Annotated in this window: 17 protein-coding genes; 5 read left to right on the top strand and 12 right to left on the bottom strand. The window is 46.8% G+C overall.

What is annotated here, in order from left to right; all coding sequences use genetic code 11:
- Positions 1-3 precede the first annotated feature (3 nt).
- The 4 genes from L985_RS09830 to L985_RS09815 are packed head-to-tail and all read right to left on the bottom strand — an operon-like array spanning position 4 to position 4,669.
- Positions 4-1,491 (bottom strand): Na+/H+ antiporter subunit D, encoded by a 1,488-nt coding sequence (locus L985_RS09830; protein WP_047395597.1) that lies wholly within the window; start codon positions 1,489-1,491, stop codon positions 4-6.
- Positions 1,484-1,825: a Na(+)/H(+) antiporter subunit C gene (locus L985_RS09825; RefSeq protein WP_023468540.1), complete on the bottom strand. Its 342-nt coding sequence runs from the start codon at positions 1,823-1,825 to the stop codon at positions 1,484-1,486. Before L985_RS09825 ends, L985_RS09830 begins: the two co-directional genes overlap by 8 nt.
- A 1-nt stretch (position 1,826) precedes the next feature.
- Positions 1,827-2,267, bottom strand: a complete 441-nt coding sequence (locus L985_RS09820) for a Na(+)/H(+) antiporter subunit B (protein WP_023468539.1) — start codon at positions 2,265-2,267, stop codon at positions 1,827-1,829.
- Positions 2,264-4,669 carry a Na+/H+ antiporter subunit A gene (locus tag L985_RS09815; protein ID WP_035396993.1) on the bottom strand — a complete coding sequence of 802 codons (2,406 nt, stop codon included), beginning with the start codon at positions 4,667-4,669 and terminating at the stop codon, positions 2,264-2,266. Before L985_RS09815 ends, L985_RS09820 begins: the two co-directional genes overlap by 4 nt.
- A 357-nt stretch (positions 4,670-5,026) precedes the next feature.
- On the opposite strand from L985_RS09815, the gene L985_RS09810 reads away from it, so the two are divergent.
- Entirely contained in the window at positions 5,027-5,278 is a 252-nt protein-coding gene (locus L985_RS09810) for a hypothetical protein (RefSeq protein WP_029341919.1), read from the top strand.
- A gap of 40 nt (positions 5,279-5,318) precedes the next feature.
- On the opposite strand, the gene L985_RS09805 is transcribed toward L985_RS09810, so the two are convergent.
- On the bottom strand, positions 5,319-5,612 hold the full coding sequence (locus L985_RS09805; RefSeq protein ID WP_023468536.1) for a hypothetical protein: 294 nt from the start codon (positions 5,610-5,612) through the stop codon (positions 5,319-5,321).
- A gap of 244 nt (positions 5,613-5,856) precedes the next feature.
- Positions 5,857-6,570: a YebC/PmpR family DNA-binding transcriptional regulator gene (locus L985_RS09800; RefSeq protein WP_023468535.1), complete on the bottom strand. Its 714-nt coding sequence runs from the start codon at positions 6,568-6,570 to the stop codon at positions 5,857-5,859.
- A 194-nt stretch (positions 6,571-6,764) separates the two neighbouring features.
- Between L985_RS09800 and L985_RS09795 the strand changes: the two genes are divergently transcribed.
- Positions 6,765-8,537: a glycoside hydrolase family 13 protein gene (locus tag L985_RS09795; RefSeq protein ID WP_047395601.1), complete on the top strand. Its 1,773-nt coding sequence runs from the start codon at positions 6,765-6,767 to the stop codon at positions 8,535-8,537.
- 55 nt (positions 8,538-8,592) lie between these two features.
- On the opposite strand, the gene L985_RS09790 is transcribed toward L985_RS09795, so the two are convergent.
- The 6 genes from L985_RS09790 to L985_RS09765 form a co-directional block, all read right to left on the bottom strand.
- Positions 8,593-9,795 carry a DUF1015 domain-containing protein gene (locus L985_RS09790; protein WP_071908814.1) on the bottom strand — a complete coding sequence of 401 codons (1,203 nt, stop codon included), beginning with the start codon at positions 9,793-9,795 and terminating at the stop codon, positions 8,593-8,595.
- Positions 9,796-9,809: 14 nt separating this feature from the next.
- Positions 9,810-10,967, bottom strand: coding sequence for a phosphoglycerate dehydrogenase (locus L985_RS09785; protein WP_047394199.1), 1,158 nt, complete (start codon positions 10,965-10,967; stop codon positions 9,810-9,812).
- A complete protein-coding gene (gene serC, locus L985_RS09780; RefSeq protein WP_047394203.1) occupies positions 10,968-12,032 on the bottom strand; it encodes a 3-phosphoserine/phosphohydroxythreonine transaminase in 1,065 nt (354 codons plus the stop codon). It lies immediately after the preceding gene.
- Between the two features lie 124 nt (positions 12,033-12,156).
- Entirely contained in the window at positions 12,157-12,522 is a 366-nt protein-coding gene (locus L985_RS09775; RefSeq protein ID WP_047394207.1) for a nuclear transport factor 2 family protein, read from the bottom strand.
- 84 nt (positions 12,523-12,606) lie between these two features.
- Positions 12,607-12,807 (bottom strand): cold-shock protein, encoded by a 201-nt coding sequence (locus L985_RS09770; RefSeq protein ID WP_023468529.1) that lies wholly within the window; start codon positions 12,805-12,807, stop codon positions 12,607-12,609.
- A gap of 243 nt (positions 12,808-13,050) precedes the next feature.
- The gene (locus tag L985_RS09765) at positions 13,051-13,311 is read right to left on the bottom strand and encodes a hypothetical protein (RefSeq protein ID WP_029341914.1); all 261 of its coding nucleotides are present in this window, start codon (positions 13,309-13,311) and stop codon (positions 13,051-13,053) included.
- Between the two features lie 143 nt (positions 13,312-13,454).
- Here L985_RS09765 and L985_RS09760 point away from each other — a divergent pair, with 143 nt between their 5' ends.
- From L985_RS09760 to guaC, 3 genes are all read left to right on the top strand, one after another.
- Positions 13,455-14,012, top strand: coding sequence for a GNAT family N-acetyltransferase (locus L985_RS09760; RefSeq protein WP_029341913.1), 558 nt, complete (start codon positions 13,455-13,457; stop codon positions 14,010-14,012).
- Complete coding sequence (locus L985_RS09755; protein ID WP_051656280.1) at positions 13,999-14,505, top strand: NUDIX domain-containing protein; 507 nt, start codon at positions 13,999-14,001, stop codon at positions 14,503-14,505. Before L985_RS09760 ends, L985_RS09755 begins: the two co-directional genes overlap by 14 nt.
- 160 nt (positions 14,506-14,665) lie before the next feature.
- Positions 14,666-15,649, top strand: a complete 984-nt coding sequence (gene guaC / locus L985_RS09750; protein WP_029341911.1) for a GMP reductase — start codon at positions 14,666-14,668, stop codon at positions 15,647-15,649.
- Positions 15,650-15,771 lie beyond the last annotated feature (122 nt).

The raw sequence follows: 15,771 nt of genomic DNA, 5'->3' as shown, positions 1-15,771 counted from the left end.
GAATTAACGACCTCCTTTTAGTACGGCATCGATATAGAGCGTTGGATTCGTCAACGGTTCAACGGCTTGTTGAATCAGTGGACGCATCGCCTCAGCACCTACTCCATAGAGAACGCTGAGCGCAACTAAGGCAATCGTAGGAACTAGCAGCTTTGGAACAAGCGCTTGTTTATCACCAGAGTAAGTCTTCGGTGTTCCCCAAAAGGCACGCATGAACAATTGAACGACCGAATACAAGACGAGTAGACTGGATAGTAGAACGATGATTGGTCCAATCAACTCACCGGCTTCAATACCACCACGAACGATCAAAAATTTCCCAATGAATCCGCTGAGCGGTGGAATCCCGGCAAGTGATAACGCCGCGATGAAGAACGTCCAACCTAATACAGGATAGGCTTTGATCATCCCGCCCATATCTTTCAGCTTACTCGAGCCGGCAATTCCGACCATGATTCCTACGAGTAGGAATAAAGCGGCTTTAATCAACATATCATGAAGAAGATAGAAAATCGCACCTTCTAGTGCTTGCGGTGTCATGAGGGAAACCCCGTACAAGATGACTCCGACTGCGACGATGATGTTGTAGATGATGATTTGCTTCGCATCCCGTGTCGCAAGCGCACCAATCACCCCGATGATGATCGTACTGAGCGCAAGGATACTCAAGATTTGATGAATCGTTCCAATCTCATTTGAGAAGAACAAACTATACGTCCGTAAAATCCCGTAGACCCCGACCTTCGTCAACAAGGCACCGAACAGAGCAAGAACAGGCGTCGGTGGTACTTGATAAGAACCAGGCAACCAGAAGTAGAGCGGGAAGATCGCACCTTTTAATCCGAAGACGATCAGGAATAACAAGGCGATGACGTTGAGGATTGCTGGCTGTCCGACCTCTGAAATCTTTTGACTGATATCCGCCATGCTGAGTGATCCGATGATTCCGTACAAGAAGGCGACGGTCATGACGAATAATGCAGACGAGATGACATTAATCAAAAGATACTTCAGCGATTCTCGTAATTGTGCCGGTTTCCCGCCGAGAACGATCAAAACATAAGACGAAATCAGGAAGACTTCGAAGAAGACGAACATGTTAAAGATATCACCTGTCGTAAAGGCACCATTGACACCAACGAGCAGGAATTGGACGGCGATGAAATAGTAGTACCGTTGATAGGAAACGCTCAAGTAGACAATGGCATACCAGATGATACAAAGAACAAGAATGCTTGTCGTCGTGACGAGTAAAGCGGATAGCATGTCAGAGACGAGTGTGATACCAAAAGGTGCTGGCCAGCTACCGAGTGTGACTGTTAAGATTCCGTTCGACCGGACAGTCAGCACAAGATAGATGGAGGCACAGACAGTTAAAATCGTCGAAAAGAGGGAAACGATTCGTTGTCCTTTGAGGTGTCGTGGGAAAAACATCAAGATGACACCAGTCAACAAAGGGATGATGATTGGTAGTAGCGGTAAGTTAATCATTCGAATCGGTTCCTTTCATCTCTTCGATATTATCGGTTCCGAGTTCTTGATAGGCACGATAAGCGAGTACCAAGAAAAAGGCAGTGACACCAAAGCTGATGACGATGGCGGTCAAGACGAGTGCTTGCGGTAGTGGATCCGTATAGGAAGTCACGCCGTCCTTTAAGACCGGAGCCGCGCCTCGTTTTAATCCACCCATCGTCATGACGAGTAGATGGGCAGCGTGGCTGAGCAACCCTGTTCCGATGATAATGCGAAGAATACTTTTCGAAAGAATGAGATAAATGGCACACATCGTCAGGATGCCTGCGGCGATCGCCATGATGATTTCCATATTAATCACTCTCCCCAATCGTTTGAATAATCGTCATCGTCACACCGACGACAACAAGATAAACACCAAGATCAAACAACATCGCCGTATGAAGTGATGTCTTACCGAATAACGGTAGGTTGAAATAGTCATGTGCATGTGTGAAGAACGGGACGTTAAAGACAAGCGCTCCTGAAGCCGTCAGTACGGCAATCAACATGCCAAGAGCCGTGATCCATTTGTAGTCGAATGGCAAAATCCGGCGTAACGTCTTGATGTCGTAAGCAAGTAAGATCAAGACAAGAGCAGACGCCGTCACAAGACCACCAATGAAACCGCCACCTGGCGTATAGTGTCCAGCAAAGAACAAGTAGACAGCAAACAGGAAGATGATGAACGTGATAAAGGAAGTCGCGGACTCTAAGATGACGTCATTCGTATGCTTTTTTGTCTGCTTTTTCATTTATCCATCCCTCCTGTTCGTCTGAATTTAATCATCGTGTAAATTCCGATTCCGGCAAGTGCGAGAACGGCAATCTCAAACAACGTATCGAAGCCACGGAAGTCGACGAGAATGACGTTGACCATATTACCGCCAGCGGCAAGATCAGCGACATTATCGATGTAATATTTGGCGATTGAAGTAAACGATCGTTGGCTGAGAGAAGCAAGTGCGACGAGTGTCACCGTCAGTCCGACGAGTGCCGAAATCAAGGCGTTGCCGAGCTTGAACGGAATGCGCTCTTCTTTCCGGCTGATTTCCGGTAAACGATAGAAAACGAGCAGGAACAGAGCGACCGATACGGTCTCGATGACGAGTTGCGTCAAGGCAAGGTCTGGCGCTCGGAACAAGACGAAGAACAGAGCGACCGTATAACCTGTCACACCGAGCAAGATGATCGATGTCAGTCGTGAACGCGCAAAGGTGATCGAGAGGGCACTCGAAACGAGAACGAGTGCAAGGATGATCTCATACGCGTCAATCGAGCTGATTGGATCAACCGCGAAGCGGAAGGCATCAAACCCGTATAATGCCGTCAAGATCAAGATGACGATGAATCCGAAGATGTAGACGAGATACGACCGCATGTATCCGGTCATGACCGTATCATGGATCTTTGTCGATGTCTGTTCACCACGACGTAACAAGGCGTCATATTGATGATTCAAGGAGACGGCACGTGGCATCCGGTTGTAAAGCGATTGCCAACGTGGGAGTGTTTTATACAAGATTACGCCAGCACTGATGATCACGAGTGTCAGGAATAATTCAGTATTGAATCCATGCCACATTGAAATATGCACATCAATCTTGCCACCCGCATCAACGACTTGCGGTAAGATCGCTTCGACTGCCGGTCGAATCAACGTATCCGATAATATATTCGGGAAGAGTCCGATGATGACGACGAGCGAGACGAGGACGAGAGGTGGAATCAACATGCCAATCGGTGCCTCGTGTGGTGTTTTCGGTAACTTGTCGTCTTGACGCTTACCGAAGAACGTTCTGCGGACGATCAAGATGCTATAGACGAATGTAAAGATACTTCCGACGACGGCGAGTACAGGAATAATCCAACCGTAAGACGGTAAGTGGAACAAGTCAGATCCTGAAACTTCAAGTACACCTGTCAAGAACATCTCTTTACTTAAGAAACCATTGAATGGTGGAATCCCCGCCATCGAAAGGGTCCCGATCATCGCAATCGTCATCGAAATCGGCATGAGTTGCGCAAGACCACCGAGCTTCCGAATGTCGCGAGTACCAGTCTCGTGATCGACGATTCCCGCCATCATGAAGAGACTGCCTTTAAACGTCGCGTGGTTGATCAGGTGGAAGATCGCAGCGACTGTCGCAATCGTATATAATCCGTCATCTAACGCGTCGACGTGCAAGGCGGCTGCTCCGAGTCCGAGCAAGGACATGATCAATCCAAGCTGAGAAATCGTCGAGTAAGCAAGGATTCCTTTCAAATCATGTTGTTTCACCGCATTGAGTGAACCCCAGAATAAGGTGAATATTCCGACAGATGAGACGAGATAGAACCAGAGCGACTCATCCGCAAAAATCGGACTGAAACGAGCGACAAGATACAACCCTGCCTTGACCATCGTTGCCGAGTGCAAGTAGGCGCTGACAGGGGTCGGTGCTTCCATCGCATCCGGTAACCAGATGTGGAACGGAAATTGAGCCGATTTCGTGAAGGCAGCTAGCAAGAATAAAACGAGGGCGACCGAAAAGAAGGGTTCACCTTGAATCGATTCAAGCGACGCATAGGTCTCACGAATACTTAACGATCCACTGAGTGTTGAGAGAATCGCGATTCCCCCAAGCATCGCTAGTCCACCGAAGACGGTGATCAGCATCGATTTTTGAGCGCCGTAACGAGAACGTTCCCGCTCGTACCAATAGGCGATCAATAAGAACGACGAAATCGACGTTAATTCCCAGAACAGATAGAGGACGATCATGTTATCTGACAGCACGACGCCAAGCATGGCGGTCATGAACATCAACAGATAAACATAAAATGTTCCGAGTGATTCTTTTTTCGCATCTAAATAAAAAATCGAATAAAGAACGACGAGTGAGCCGATTCCTGTGATCAATAGTGCGAACAATAAGCCGAGTCCGTCGAGATACGTGACGAAATCGATACCGAGCGATGGTATCCACGGCATGCGTGCCGTAAAGGTCTCACCTGACATCGTACCAGCGAGAAAGCGGCTGAAATACGAAACGAGCAGTACAGGTACGACAAGTACAAACCAACCGGTATGAATGTTCGGAAGGCGTTTCGCTAGAAGCGGAATGAAAAGACTGATCAATATGGGCAGTAAAATAGCCCCGTGCATCACGGACACGAAATTCCCTCCTTTGTGACATCGACGACCAAAAATGAAAAAGGGACGCGAACGCAAGCTGTTGAAGCTCGGAACTGTCCAGTAGAAGACACGATTCATTTTGTTCGTCGAAGATGTTTCTGAATCAAGTATAGCGTACTTTTTTCCTTCTTGCATGACGTGAAGCGTTGAAGCATAAGGGATAGAGCCATTTTCTCTCTTGATTATTAAATATGTAGGAACACGGCAGAAATAGGCTGAAATTTTTTTTGATTTTTTTCAAATAACACGTTGATCCATGAGAAGAATGATTCAAATTCAAGTAACTCGGGTACATCTACCTAGAGCACAACTAATGACCATAGAGGGGGAACTTTCATGCGAGCAACATTCAAGACAGGTGTCATTTTAGGTGGTCTAGCGGCGATTGCGACAATCGCCTATCAACAATACCAACAACGAAAATCGACTTCAGATGATATTGACCATCGTCCAAGTGTCGACGCGAAACGCGATCCGGCTGAAGTCGGACTGACACAACTGGATTCCATTCATCGGGCAGATTGGCAAGCGAATGGATTCCCACAAACACACGCAGAACTCGAGCGCCTCGAGCGAGAAGAAAATTAAAAAAGCACGTCTCTCGAATGAGAGGCGTGTTTTATGGTCATTAAGCACTTGTTGTGACTAGGGCACGTGTCCGTTCACTGTGTGCAGTATAAGAAGAGAGATGTTCGAATTGATAAAGCGTTAAGGTCGCTGTGCGACGTTGACCGGTACTCGATTCAAGCATTAAATAAGCTTCATTGAAGTCCGTACCACCACCATCATAGCGGATGTGTGCCGTAATCGTTCGTCCATCTGTTGTCTGCATATAAATATCGTAACCTCCGAAATCAACGCGCTTAAAGCTAGTTGCCTCGCTTACGATGTGTTTGAATGTTTCAATTAAAGAATATGTCATCGTTCGTTCCTCCTTTTATTTCTTCAAAGCAAAATAAGTTATAATCAACTCCGAATAATACTATTCCCATTAAATACAAGAAATAAACATCACAAATGAATCTTTTTTTGTTCTTGTTATGAAACGCGTTTCATACTTTATGATAAAAACAGACGGTGCGTGACCGATTTCGGGCGTTAACCGATACAGAAACTATAATTAAAAAGACAAGGGGATGGTCGTGACCATCCCCTTGTCTTTTTAATTATAGTTCTACGTTATGGTAGACCTGTTGCACATCCTCAAGATCTTCCAGTGCATCGATCATTTTCTCGAATTGTGCGACGTCGTCTTCAGACAACGCGACTTCGTTTTGGGCGAGCATGACCAGTTCGGCAAGTGAGAACTCAGTAATGCCTGCAGCTTTCAACGCTTCTTGTACAGCATGGAATTGTTCCGGCTCAGCGTAGATGATGACAGATTCGTCTTCTTCGAGGATATCGCGCACATCAATATCCGCTTCCATCATCAATTCGAGAACGTCATCTGCAGTTTTACCTTCAAACGCAAAGATTGCCGTCGCATCGAACATATAAGCGACGGATCCGCTCACGCCCATGTTTCCGCCATTTTTTCCGAATGCAGCACGAACGTCAGAAGCCGTCCGGTTAACGTTGTTCGTCAACGTTTCGACGATGACCATTGAACCGCTTGGACCGAATCCTTCATAACGCAAGACGTCGTAGTTTTCTTCCGCTCCACCTTTTGCTTTTTCAATCGCCCGATCGACGATGGCACGTGGCACGTTGTATGTTTTCGCTCGTTCGAGAACGACCTTTAATGCTTGGTTTGATTCTGGATCGGGTTCACCTTGTTTAGCCGCTACATAAATCTCACGACCGAACTTTGCGTAAATCCGACTCGTATTTTTGTCTTTTGATGCTTTTTTTTCCTTGATGTTATTCCATTTACGACCCATTTCGTATCCACTCTCTTTCCGTAATGTCAGAAATCCGTGATTTCCTATGCGTTATCAGTATACCTTAAACTACCTGACAGACTGAACTAAAATGTCGGTGGAACCGTTGAATTTCTATTAAATACGTTTAAGCGATGTGGAAGAAAGGAACTTTACCGATAGAGAAATATCAATTTAAGGGAGAGTGGCAGAATTTGAACCAGGCTGGGGTAGTTCATCGCGCATTATCACCGTTCGTTTATGCTTACGATCAAGAGACGGTCCATGTCCGACTCATGACGGCTAAAGACGATATTGAAAAAGTTGAATTGATATATGGTGATCCGTACGAATGGGAAGCGGAAAAAGAAGAAGACCGAGATTGGAATTTTGATCCGGAGAAAGAAAAATCATGGAAAGTAGAGCGGACGCCGATGCAACACAATGGAAGTGATGCAACGTATGACTATTGGTTCGTTGCAATCCGTCCAGAACGGAAGCGGGTACGGTATGGGTTTGAGGTTCATGGCGATAAGATAGCCGTTTTAACAGAGCGTGGCTGGTATGACGAAGCACCACTCGATCATCCAGGCTATTATTTTTCTGTGCCATATGTTCATGCGACGGATGTCTTTGATACACCGGATTGGGTGAAGGATACGGTCTGGTATCAAATTTTCCCGGAACGATTTGCGAATGGCGACACGACGAATGATCCAGCGGGAACGAAGGAGTGGGGAAGTGAAGCACCGGCTTTTCAGAATTTCTTCGGTGGAGATTTTCAAGGGGTCATTGATCACGTCGATCATTTACAACGTCTCGGCGTCACGGGTGTCTACTTCTGCCCAGTCTTTGAGGCACCATCCAATCATAAATACGATACGCTTGATTACTTGAAGCTTGATCCTGCGTTCGGTGACGAGAAAACGTTCCGCAAGATGATCGATGTGCTACATGAGAACGGTATCCGCGTATTACTCGATGCCGTCTTTAATCATATTAGTGAAGAGCACCCAGCATTTCAAGATGTCTTAGAAAAGGGACAAGACTCAAAATACGCCAACTGGTTTACGATTGATTCCTTCCCGGTCGATCCATCGATTCCAAACTATGAAGTGTTTGCATTTGAACGAAACATGCCGAAGTTGAATACTGCCCATCCGGACGTCAAAGACTATTTGCTTCACGTCGGACGTTACTGGGTCGAGGAATTCGGAATTGACGGCTGGCGTCTGGATGTCGCTAGTGAAGTCGATCATGCGTTTTGGCGTGAGTTTCGAAAGGAAGTCCGGGCTGCGAACGGAACATGTTATATCGTCGGCGAATGCTGGACGGATTCGCAACCATGGCTCCTCGGCGATCAATTTGATGCCGTCATGAATTACGGTTTGACAGAGAGCTTTTTGACTTGTTTTGCGACGGGCGAGACGAGCGTTCGTGATTTCTCACATGCAGTCAGCCGGAATTTAAACTGGCATTCTCAAAATGTCAACGAGGTCATGTTCAATTTGATTGACTCGCATGATACGCCGCGTGCTCTAACGCGTGCGAAAGGGAATATCGATCGAATGAAGTTACTCTTCACTACACTGTTGACGTTCCCGGGTTCACCCGTCATCTACTATGGCGATGAGATTGGAATGACTGGGGGGCAAGACCCGGCAAACCGTGCGTGTATGGAATGGGATGAGACGAAGCAGAACCGTGAGTTGTTCGATCACGTTGCACAGTTGATCGCTCTTCGAAAACAGCATCCGGTTTTAGCAAATGCCGGAACGTATCATTTCCAAAGGATCGATGATACAAAACAGACATTTGTCGTCGAGCGACGTCAGGGTGAACAGATTTACTTGCTCGTGGTCAACGTAAGTGAAGAGGCACAATCTCTTTCGCTTGAGGGAACGTATGAAAGTCTGTTAAATGCAACGACGTTGTCGGGAACTATTCAAGTAGAAGCTGTGTCGGCTCTTCTTTTGCGACACGTATAAGAAAAAGCAAGTCGTGGATATCGCATCCGCGACTTGCTTTTTTAGTGTGTGTGCATTATGAATCAAACGGATGGATCAGTAAACCGCTCCGAAGCTTCGGTTCGAACCAAGTCGACTTCGGCGGCATCACTTCTCCCGCATCAGCCACAGCCATTAAATCTTCGATCGAAGTCGGATGCAAGTGGAAGGCGACAGCGGCATGTCCAGAGTCCACGATCTGCTCAAGGCCGGCATACCCCTTATGACCACCGACGAACTGGATCCGTGCGTCCGTCCGTGGATCTTCGATACCGAGTAACGGTGTCAACAACTCTTCTTGTAAAATCGAGACGTCGAGATTCGCTTTCGTCCCGATTCGTTCAGATTTGTACGAAAGGGTATACCATTGCCGGTTGAGATACATCTCAATTTGGTGAGACTTCGTTTGTTCAGCGCGTCCTTTTGTAATCGTAAAGCGATGGGCTAATCGCTCGAGGAAGTCAACGACCGATTGACCGTATAAATCTTCGACGACACGGTGGTAGCCAAGGATTCGTAATTGATCCTGCGGGAAGGAGACACCAAGAAAACGTTGGGCTTCCTCCTGATCCGTCCGACTGGCAGCGATGGCTGCCGCCGCTGCACGGTGGTGACCATCAGCGATATAGAGAGCGTCGTGACGGGCGAACTGGCTTCCGATCGTCAACAGGTGATTACGATCGGCGATTTTAAAAATTCGGTGCGTCACTCCATCGACGGTGAAATCATATAGGGGATCTCCAGCAGTGACCGTTGTGACGATTGCTTCGAGTTGTGGATCGGTCTGATGCGCCAGTAAAATCGGTCCCGTATGAGCTTGTAACTGTTCGACGTGTCGGACACGGTCGCGCTCCTTATCTGGACGTGTGAATTCATGTTTACGAATTTGATTCGTCTCATAATCGTTGACGGCAACACATCCGACGAAACCGGATTGCGTATGTGTCCCGTCTGACAACTGATAAATGTAATATGTCTCGTCCGTGTCGAGCTGTAAGATACCGTTTGTTTGACTCTCTTCGAAGGCAAGCGCTGCTTGCTGATAAACGCGTGGGTCATCTTCAGCGATCAATGACGGAAGGGTGGCTTCTGCTTTATCGATCCGTAAAAAAGACAGCGGATGACGTCGAATCTCAGAACGTGCTTCTTCGCGCGAATAAACATCATACGGTAAGGCGGCAAATTCTGCCGCATATTTTGAGTCCGGTCGTAACGCCGCAAAAGGTTCGAAAGTTGGCATGGGGTTCACTCCTTTTAAAGTAGACGTGTTTTCAAGACGCCAGGAATCTGATTCAGTCGGTCGAGCGAGATCGATTCGTCCGCATGGTTATCGATATCGATGATTGTATAGGCAATCGCATCTTTACTACCGTTGATCATGTTGGCGATATTGATCGACTCTTGTGCTAACACCGAGGCGATTTGACCGACCATGTTCGGAATGTTGTGGTGAGCAATCGTAATCCGTCGTTTTCCAGTGAACGGTAACTCGACAGCTGGAAAATTGACAGCATTGCGGATATTTCCTGTCTCAAGGAACAGACGCAGTTGATCGACCGCCATGATGGCACAGTTTTCTTCCGCTTCACTCGTCGATGCCCCGATATGTGGTAAGGCAATGACTCGGGGGAGGGACAAGATGAAGGCATTCGGGAAATCCGTCACATAGTTCGCCAGGCGACCGGACCGGAGTACGTCGGCTAACGCTTGTTCATCGACGAGTTCGCCACGCGAGAAGTTGAGCAGGGTCGCGCCGTGTTTCATCTTCGAGAGGAGAGACGCATCGAGTAAACCTGTCGTTGCGTCAACGAGCGGCAGGTGCAACGTGATATAGTCACTTGTCGCGAGAAGATCCTCAAGCTGTGTTGCCCGCTGAATCTGATTCGAGACGCGCCAAGCTGACTCGACGGACATGTGTGGATCATAGCCTGTGACGCTCATGCCAAGCTCGTGAAGGGTGTTGGCTAAGTTTGCCCCGATTGCACCAAGCCCGACGATCCCGATTCGTTTCCCGAGTAACTCCGTTCCGACGAATTGTTTTTTGTTCGCTTCGATCCGCTCTGGAATATCCGGTCCGCGTAAGTTATTCGTCCAAAGCAGACTCGGGACGAGCTTTCGCGCCGTCAGGAATAAACTACCGATGACGAGTTCCTTGACGGCATTCGCATTAGCACCTGGCGTCGAAAAGACGGGAATCCCGCGGTTCGCGAGTTGATTAAGTGGAATCGTATTGACACCGACACCGGCTCGGGCGACGGCTTTGAGACTATCTGGAAAGCGCATGTCATGCAAATCCTTGCTGCGGACGAGAAAAGCGTCTGGTTGTTCCGTTTCTCGCTGAACGTGATAGTCGTCTGTGAATCGTTTTAATCCTTTGTCCGATAAATCATTCCATAGTTGGATTTGATACATTTAACGTTCCCCCTGTTCAAAACGGTGCATGATGTGAATCAGTGCCGTAACCCCTTCGGTCGGCATCGCGTTGTAGAGACTCGCGCGCATTCCACCAATCGAGCGGTGACCGGCAAGGTTGATTAAATCGTGACGCGCAGCAAAGTTCAAGAAAGCAGCATCCTCCGACTCACTACCGGTCGAGAATGGAATGTTCATCCGGCTTCGATCCTTGACGCCTACATGGTTATGAAATAGATGGGATTGATCAATTGCTTCATATAACATGCGTGCTTGTGAGACGTTTCGTGCCGCGATCGTCTCGAGTCCCGTCTCTTCAATCCATTCGAGTACTAATTTCGTCATATAAAGACTGAACGTCGGTGGCGTGTTATACAGAGACCGCTGTTTGGCATGGATGTCATACCGTAAGTAGGCACCAATCGTGTCAGGAACACGATCTAGCAACGCGTTCTTCACGATGACGACCGTCAAACCAGCGACGCCAAGGTTTTTTTGAGCACCAGCATACAACACATCGAATGACTCGATTGGCAATGGTTCAGACAAAATCGAAGAAGAGACATCAGCGACGAGTGGCACATCGACGAGAGGCGGTGTCTGATACGTCGTCCCTTCGAGCGTATTGTTCCAAGTGATATGCAGATAGTCGGCCGTTGATGTGAACGGACCTTCTGGGATGAAGCGATATCCGTGATCAGCGGAAGAGGCGAGCACATTGACAGAGGTGTACAGTTTGGCATCTGCAATCGCCTTCTTCGACCAGCCACCGGTATCGATGAAATCAACCCGTCCGGTCTTCGTCGCTAGATTTTGCGGTAACATCGTGAACTGAAGTGTAGCTCCCCCTTGAAGAAACAATACGGAGTACGTATCGGGAATCGACATCAGTCTCCGTAAGGATTGTTCAGCCGCATCTCGAATCGATTCAAAGATTGGCGAACGATGACTCATTTCAAAAACGGATTGTCCTGAATTTTCATAATCGAGTAGCTCGGATTGAGCCTTCAATAGGACCGGGGCAGGAAGGACTGCTGGACCGGCAGAGAAGTTATAAACCGTCATGAGGAACACTCCTTCTTGAATTTTCAGAAAATATGTACCTCTCAAGTGTAACGGAATGAAAAATGAGAAGCAATTCCAACTGACGATGAATGGAAAATGAAAACAAAAACATCTCTTGAATCCGTTACGACGGATCAAGAGATGTCAATTGACCAAAGTGCCATTTCCAACCATCTGACGTAGCACGATAGATGGACACGATCCGGAAACGACCAACGTATTGAGTTGTCCCGTATTCAAATCGGTCTTCTGTCAAACTATACTGGATTGCCGTATCTTCGAAATGATCAATGTATGAAAAATCATCAGTTCGGGATAACCAGCGGATGTTTGCAGGGTCCACGTAATGATCGAGGTAGGTCTCGGCATCAAATGACCGCCCTAATGCATCGATGAACGTAAATTCGGGAGATAATAGATGTGAGACTTGTGTTAGGTCGCCTTTTAGCATAGCATCTTGAAGGTGTTGCATCGTTTGTTCAAGTGTCATATTACATCTCCTTTCTTCCTGAATCGCTAGTGTAGCATATATAAATACAAAAAAAGACCCTGCGTGAGCAGGGTCTAAAAGAAATTAAAGTTTTACAACGTTAGTTGCTTGTGGTCCACGTTGACCTTCTTCAACTTCGAAAGAAACCTCTTGACCTTCGTCAAGTGATTTGAAACCTTCAGATTGGATTGCTGAGAAGTGTACGAATACGTCGTCTCCGCTTTCGCGCTCGATGAAGCCGAATCCTTTTTCTGCGTTAAACCATTTTACTTTACCTTGTTCCATGTGTATTGCCTCCTGCGTGTGACTGGCACACTGATTATTACTACCGTGATCAATTTCATCGAATATAAAGTGAAACACTTCGTATCTCCACCGAACAACAATAATTACTTAATAATATAGCATGCCTCAAACAAAAAAGAAAGGACAAAACAAAAAAAGAACAAACGAAGCTGTTCTTCTCTGAATAAATCATGCAATTAAAGGGTTCATTCTACTCATGTCGAAAGAATATAACTGATTCTTTCAGCGAGTCGGGATATGTTCTCTTTTGCTACTGAGTTGTCGTAATGTATGCAGAATGAATCCTTGAAAGTTCGGATAACGTGTCGGTTGCTCCCAAACAGTGCGGAATAACTGAGTCATCGCGGAATGAATGAGTGCTTCCTCGACTTGCGTGCGACGGAATAGAAGAAAGAGTGTTTTTTCGTAACGATCGTATAATCGTTCTAACGCGACGGAATCGCGTTGTTTGATTTGATTGAGCAAATCAGTGTCTGAATACATAAGTCACTCCTTCTTCGACAGTTTTCTCTATAGTATGCTGTCACAGTAATGTAATGAAACTATTATGTAGATTCCCGCTGGATGAATTATGAAACACTCAAACTTCTTGAACTAAAGATATTGATGGAAGAGGAGGAATAATTATGTTACCTGTTTACATTCGTCCTTATACATTAGAGGATGCAGCGGAGGTCCTTGAGGTGAATTTGCGAAACCGTGATCACTTTGAGTACTGGATGCCAATCAAACCGTCTCCTGAACAATACACGATCGAAGGACAACGAGAACGAATTTACCGCCACCAAGAGTTGATGCGCCAAGATGCTTATTATGCGTATGGCGTCTTTTTAAATGAGACAGACCAATTGATTGGGGATGTCTCGGCGATGTTCGTTCAGCGTGGACCAGCCGAGACATGCATGATCGGTTATCAACTGGATGCCACCTTTTCTGGTCGAGGATATATGGCTCAAGCAGTCGGATTATTCGTAGATCATTTATTTGATGTCCACCAGTTCCACCGGATCCGTGCTGAAGTCATGCCAGAGAATATCGGCTCGATCCGTGTCCTTGAGAAAGTTGGGTTTCGCCAAGAAGGAATCGCGAAACAAAATCTCTTCATCAACGATGCCTGGGAAGACTTTATTTTGTTTGCTCTATTAAAAGAAGACCGAGAGGAGTCAAAACATGCCAATCTCTGATTACTATGCTAATCTGCGCCAACTTGTCGGAACGCAACGTCTTTTTACACCATGCGTCGCAGCGATCATTCGAAACGAAGCAGGTCATATCCTCTTTCAGGATCCAGGAGGTCCGTTTTGGAGTTTGCCTGCTGGAGCGATCGAACTGGGAGAATCTCCTGCGCAAGCAGTCATTCGTGAAGTCTATGAAGAAACGGGTCTATTCGTCCGACCGGTCCGACTGATTGCGACATTCGGTGGAGAGGCGTTTCGTTTGACGTACCCGGACGGAAACGAAGTTGAATACGTAGCGACAGTATTCGAGTGTAAGGTAGTCGGGGGAACGCTCGAAGCCGTCGATGGGGAATCCAAACAACTGGCATATTTCCCAAAACAGGAGCGTCCACCTCTAGCACTTCCTTATCCTGATCATGTGTTTGAAGCATCCGAAGCGACGAGCTATTTTGACTGGGAAGAGCACTGGTTGACAGATTTACAACGGAAGAACCGTTAAAAACCGAACATTAAATTGCTGATAGCGGAATAAAGTTCTTGAAAAACCTTAAAAACGCGAAAATTTCTTTGACACTATGAGGACAGTTCGTTATAGTAGTCAAGGGGCGAATGATTATCGCCAATATATTTAAAAATATTCGTAATTAGAGGTGTTATTCATGGATGTAGTATTCGATTATGAAGATATTCAATTAATTCCAGCAAAATCAATCGTTGGTAGTCGTTCGGAATGTGATACGTCAGTCGAGTTCGGTGGTCGTCGTTTCAAGCTTCCAGTCGTACCGGCAAACATGCAAACGATCATTGATGAATCGATCGCTTTGTTCTTAGCGGAAGGCGATTATTTCTATATCATGCATCGATTCGAACCGGCTCGTCGTTTGGCATTCGTTCGTATGATGCAAGAACGCCAACTGTTCGCTTCAATTAGCGTCGGTGTCAAGGAAGAGGAATATCAGCTGATCGAACAGCTCGCAGCAGAAGGGCTGACTCCGGAATACATCACGATTGATATCGCGCACGGTCATTCGGAAGCCGTCATTCAGATGATTCGCCACATCAAGTCGCTTCTACCAGAAAGTTTCGTCATCGCTGGTAACGTCGGAACACCGGAAGCGGTGCGTGAACTTGAGAATGCGGGAGCCGATGCAACAAAAGTCGGGATCGGACCAGGTAAAGTGTGTATCACGAAGATTAAGACAGGATTCGGTACAGGTGGTTGGCAACTCGCGGCACTTCGTTGGTGTGCAAAAGCAGCAAGTAAACCGATTATTGCTGATGGTGGGATTCGGACGCATGGCGATATCGCGAAGTCAGTCCGGTTCGGTGCGTCGATGGTCATGATCGGTTCACTCTTCGCAGGGCATGAAGAATCGCCTGGTGAGACACATGAAGTGGACGGAGTGCTCGTCAAGGAATACTTCGGTTCTGCTTCTGAGTTCCAAAAAGGGGAACGCAAGAACGTCGAAGGAAAGAAAATGTTCGTCGAGCATAAAGGAAGTCTAGCGGATACATTGATCGAGATGGAGCAAGATTTACAATCGGCAATCTCGTACGCTGGTGGGAACAAATTGCAGGCGATTCGGACGGTCGACTACGTTGTCGTCAAGAACTCGATCTTCAACGGCGATAAAGTATATTAAAGTGATCAGTTCGCTCTTAACGGAGCGGACTTTTTTTGTTTCTTTAGCATAACTCTTCCATAGGAGGGGTATACATCAAATGGACCAAAAGATTCGGAATATTTTGGATAGGGAGTGATTGA

It is taken from the genome of Exiguobacterium sp. ZWU0009, from assembly GCF_000798935.2.
Lineage (GTDB): Bacteria > Bacillota > Bacilli > Exiguobacteriales > Exiguobacteriaceae > Exiguobacterium_A > Exiguobacterium_A acetylicum.
This window is presented reverse-complemented; position numbering and strand designations above follow the sequence as displayed.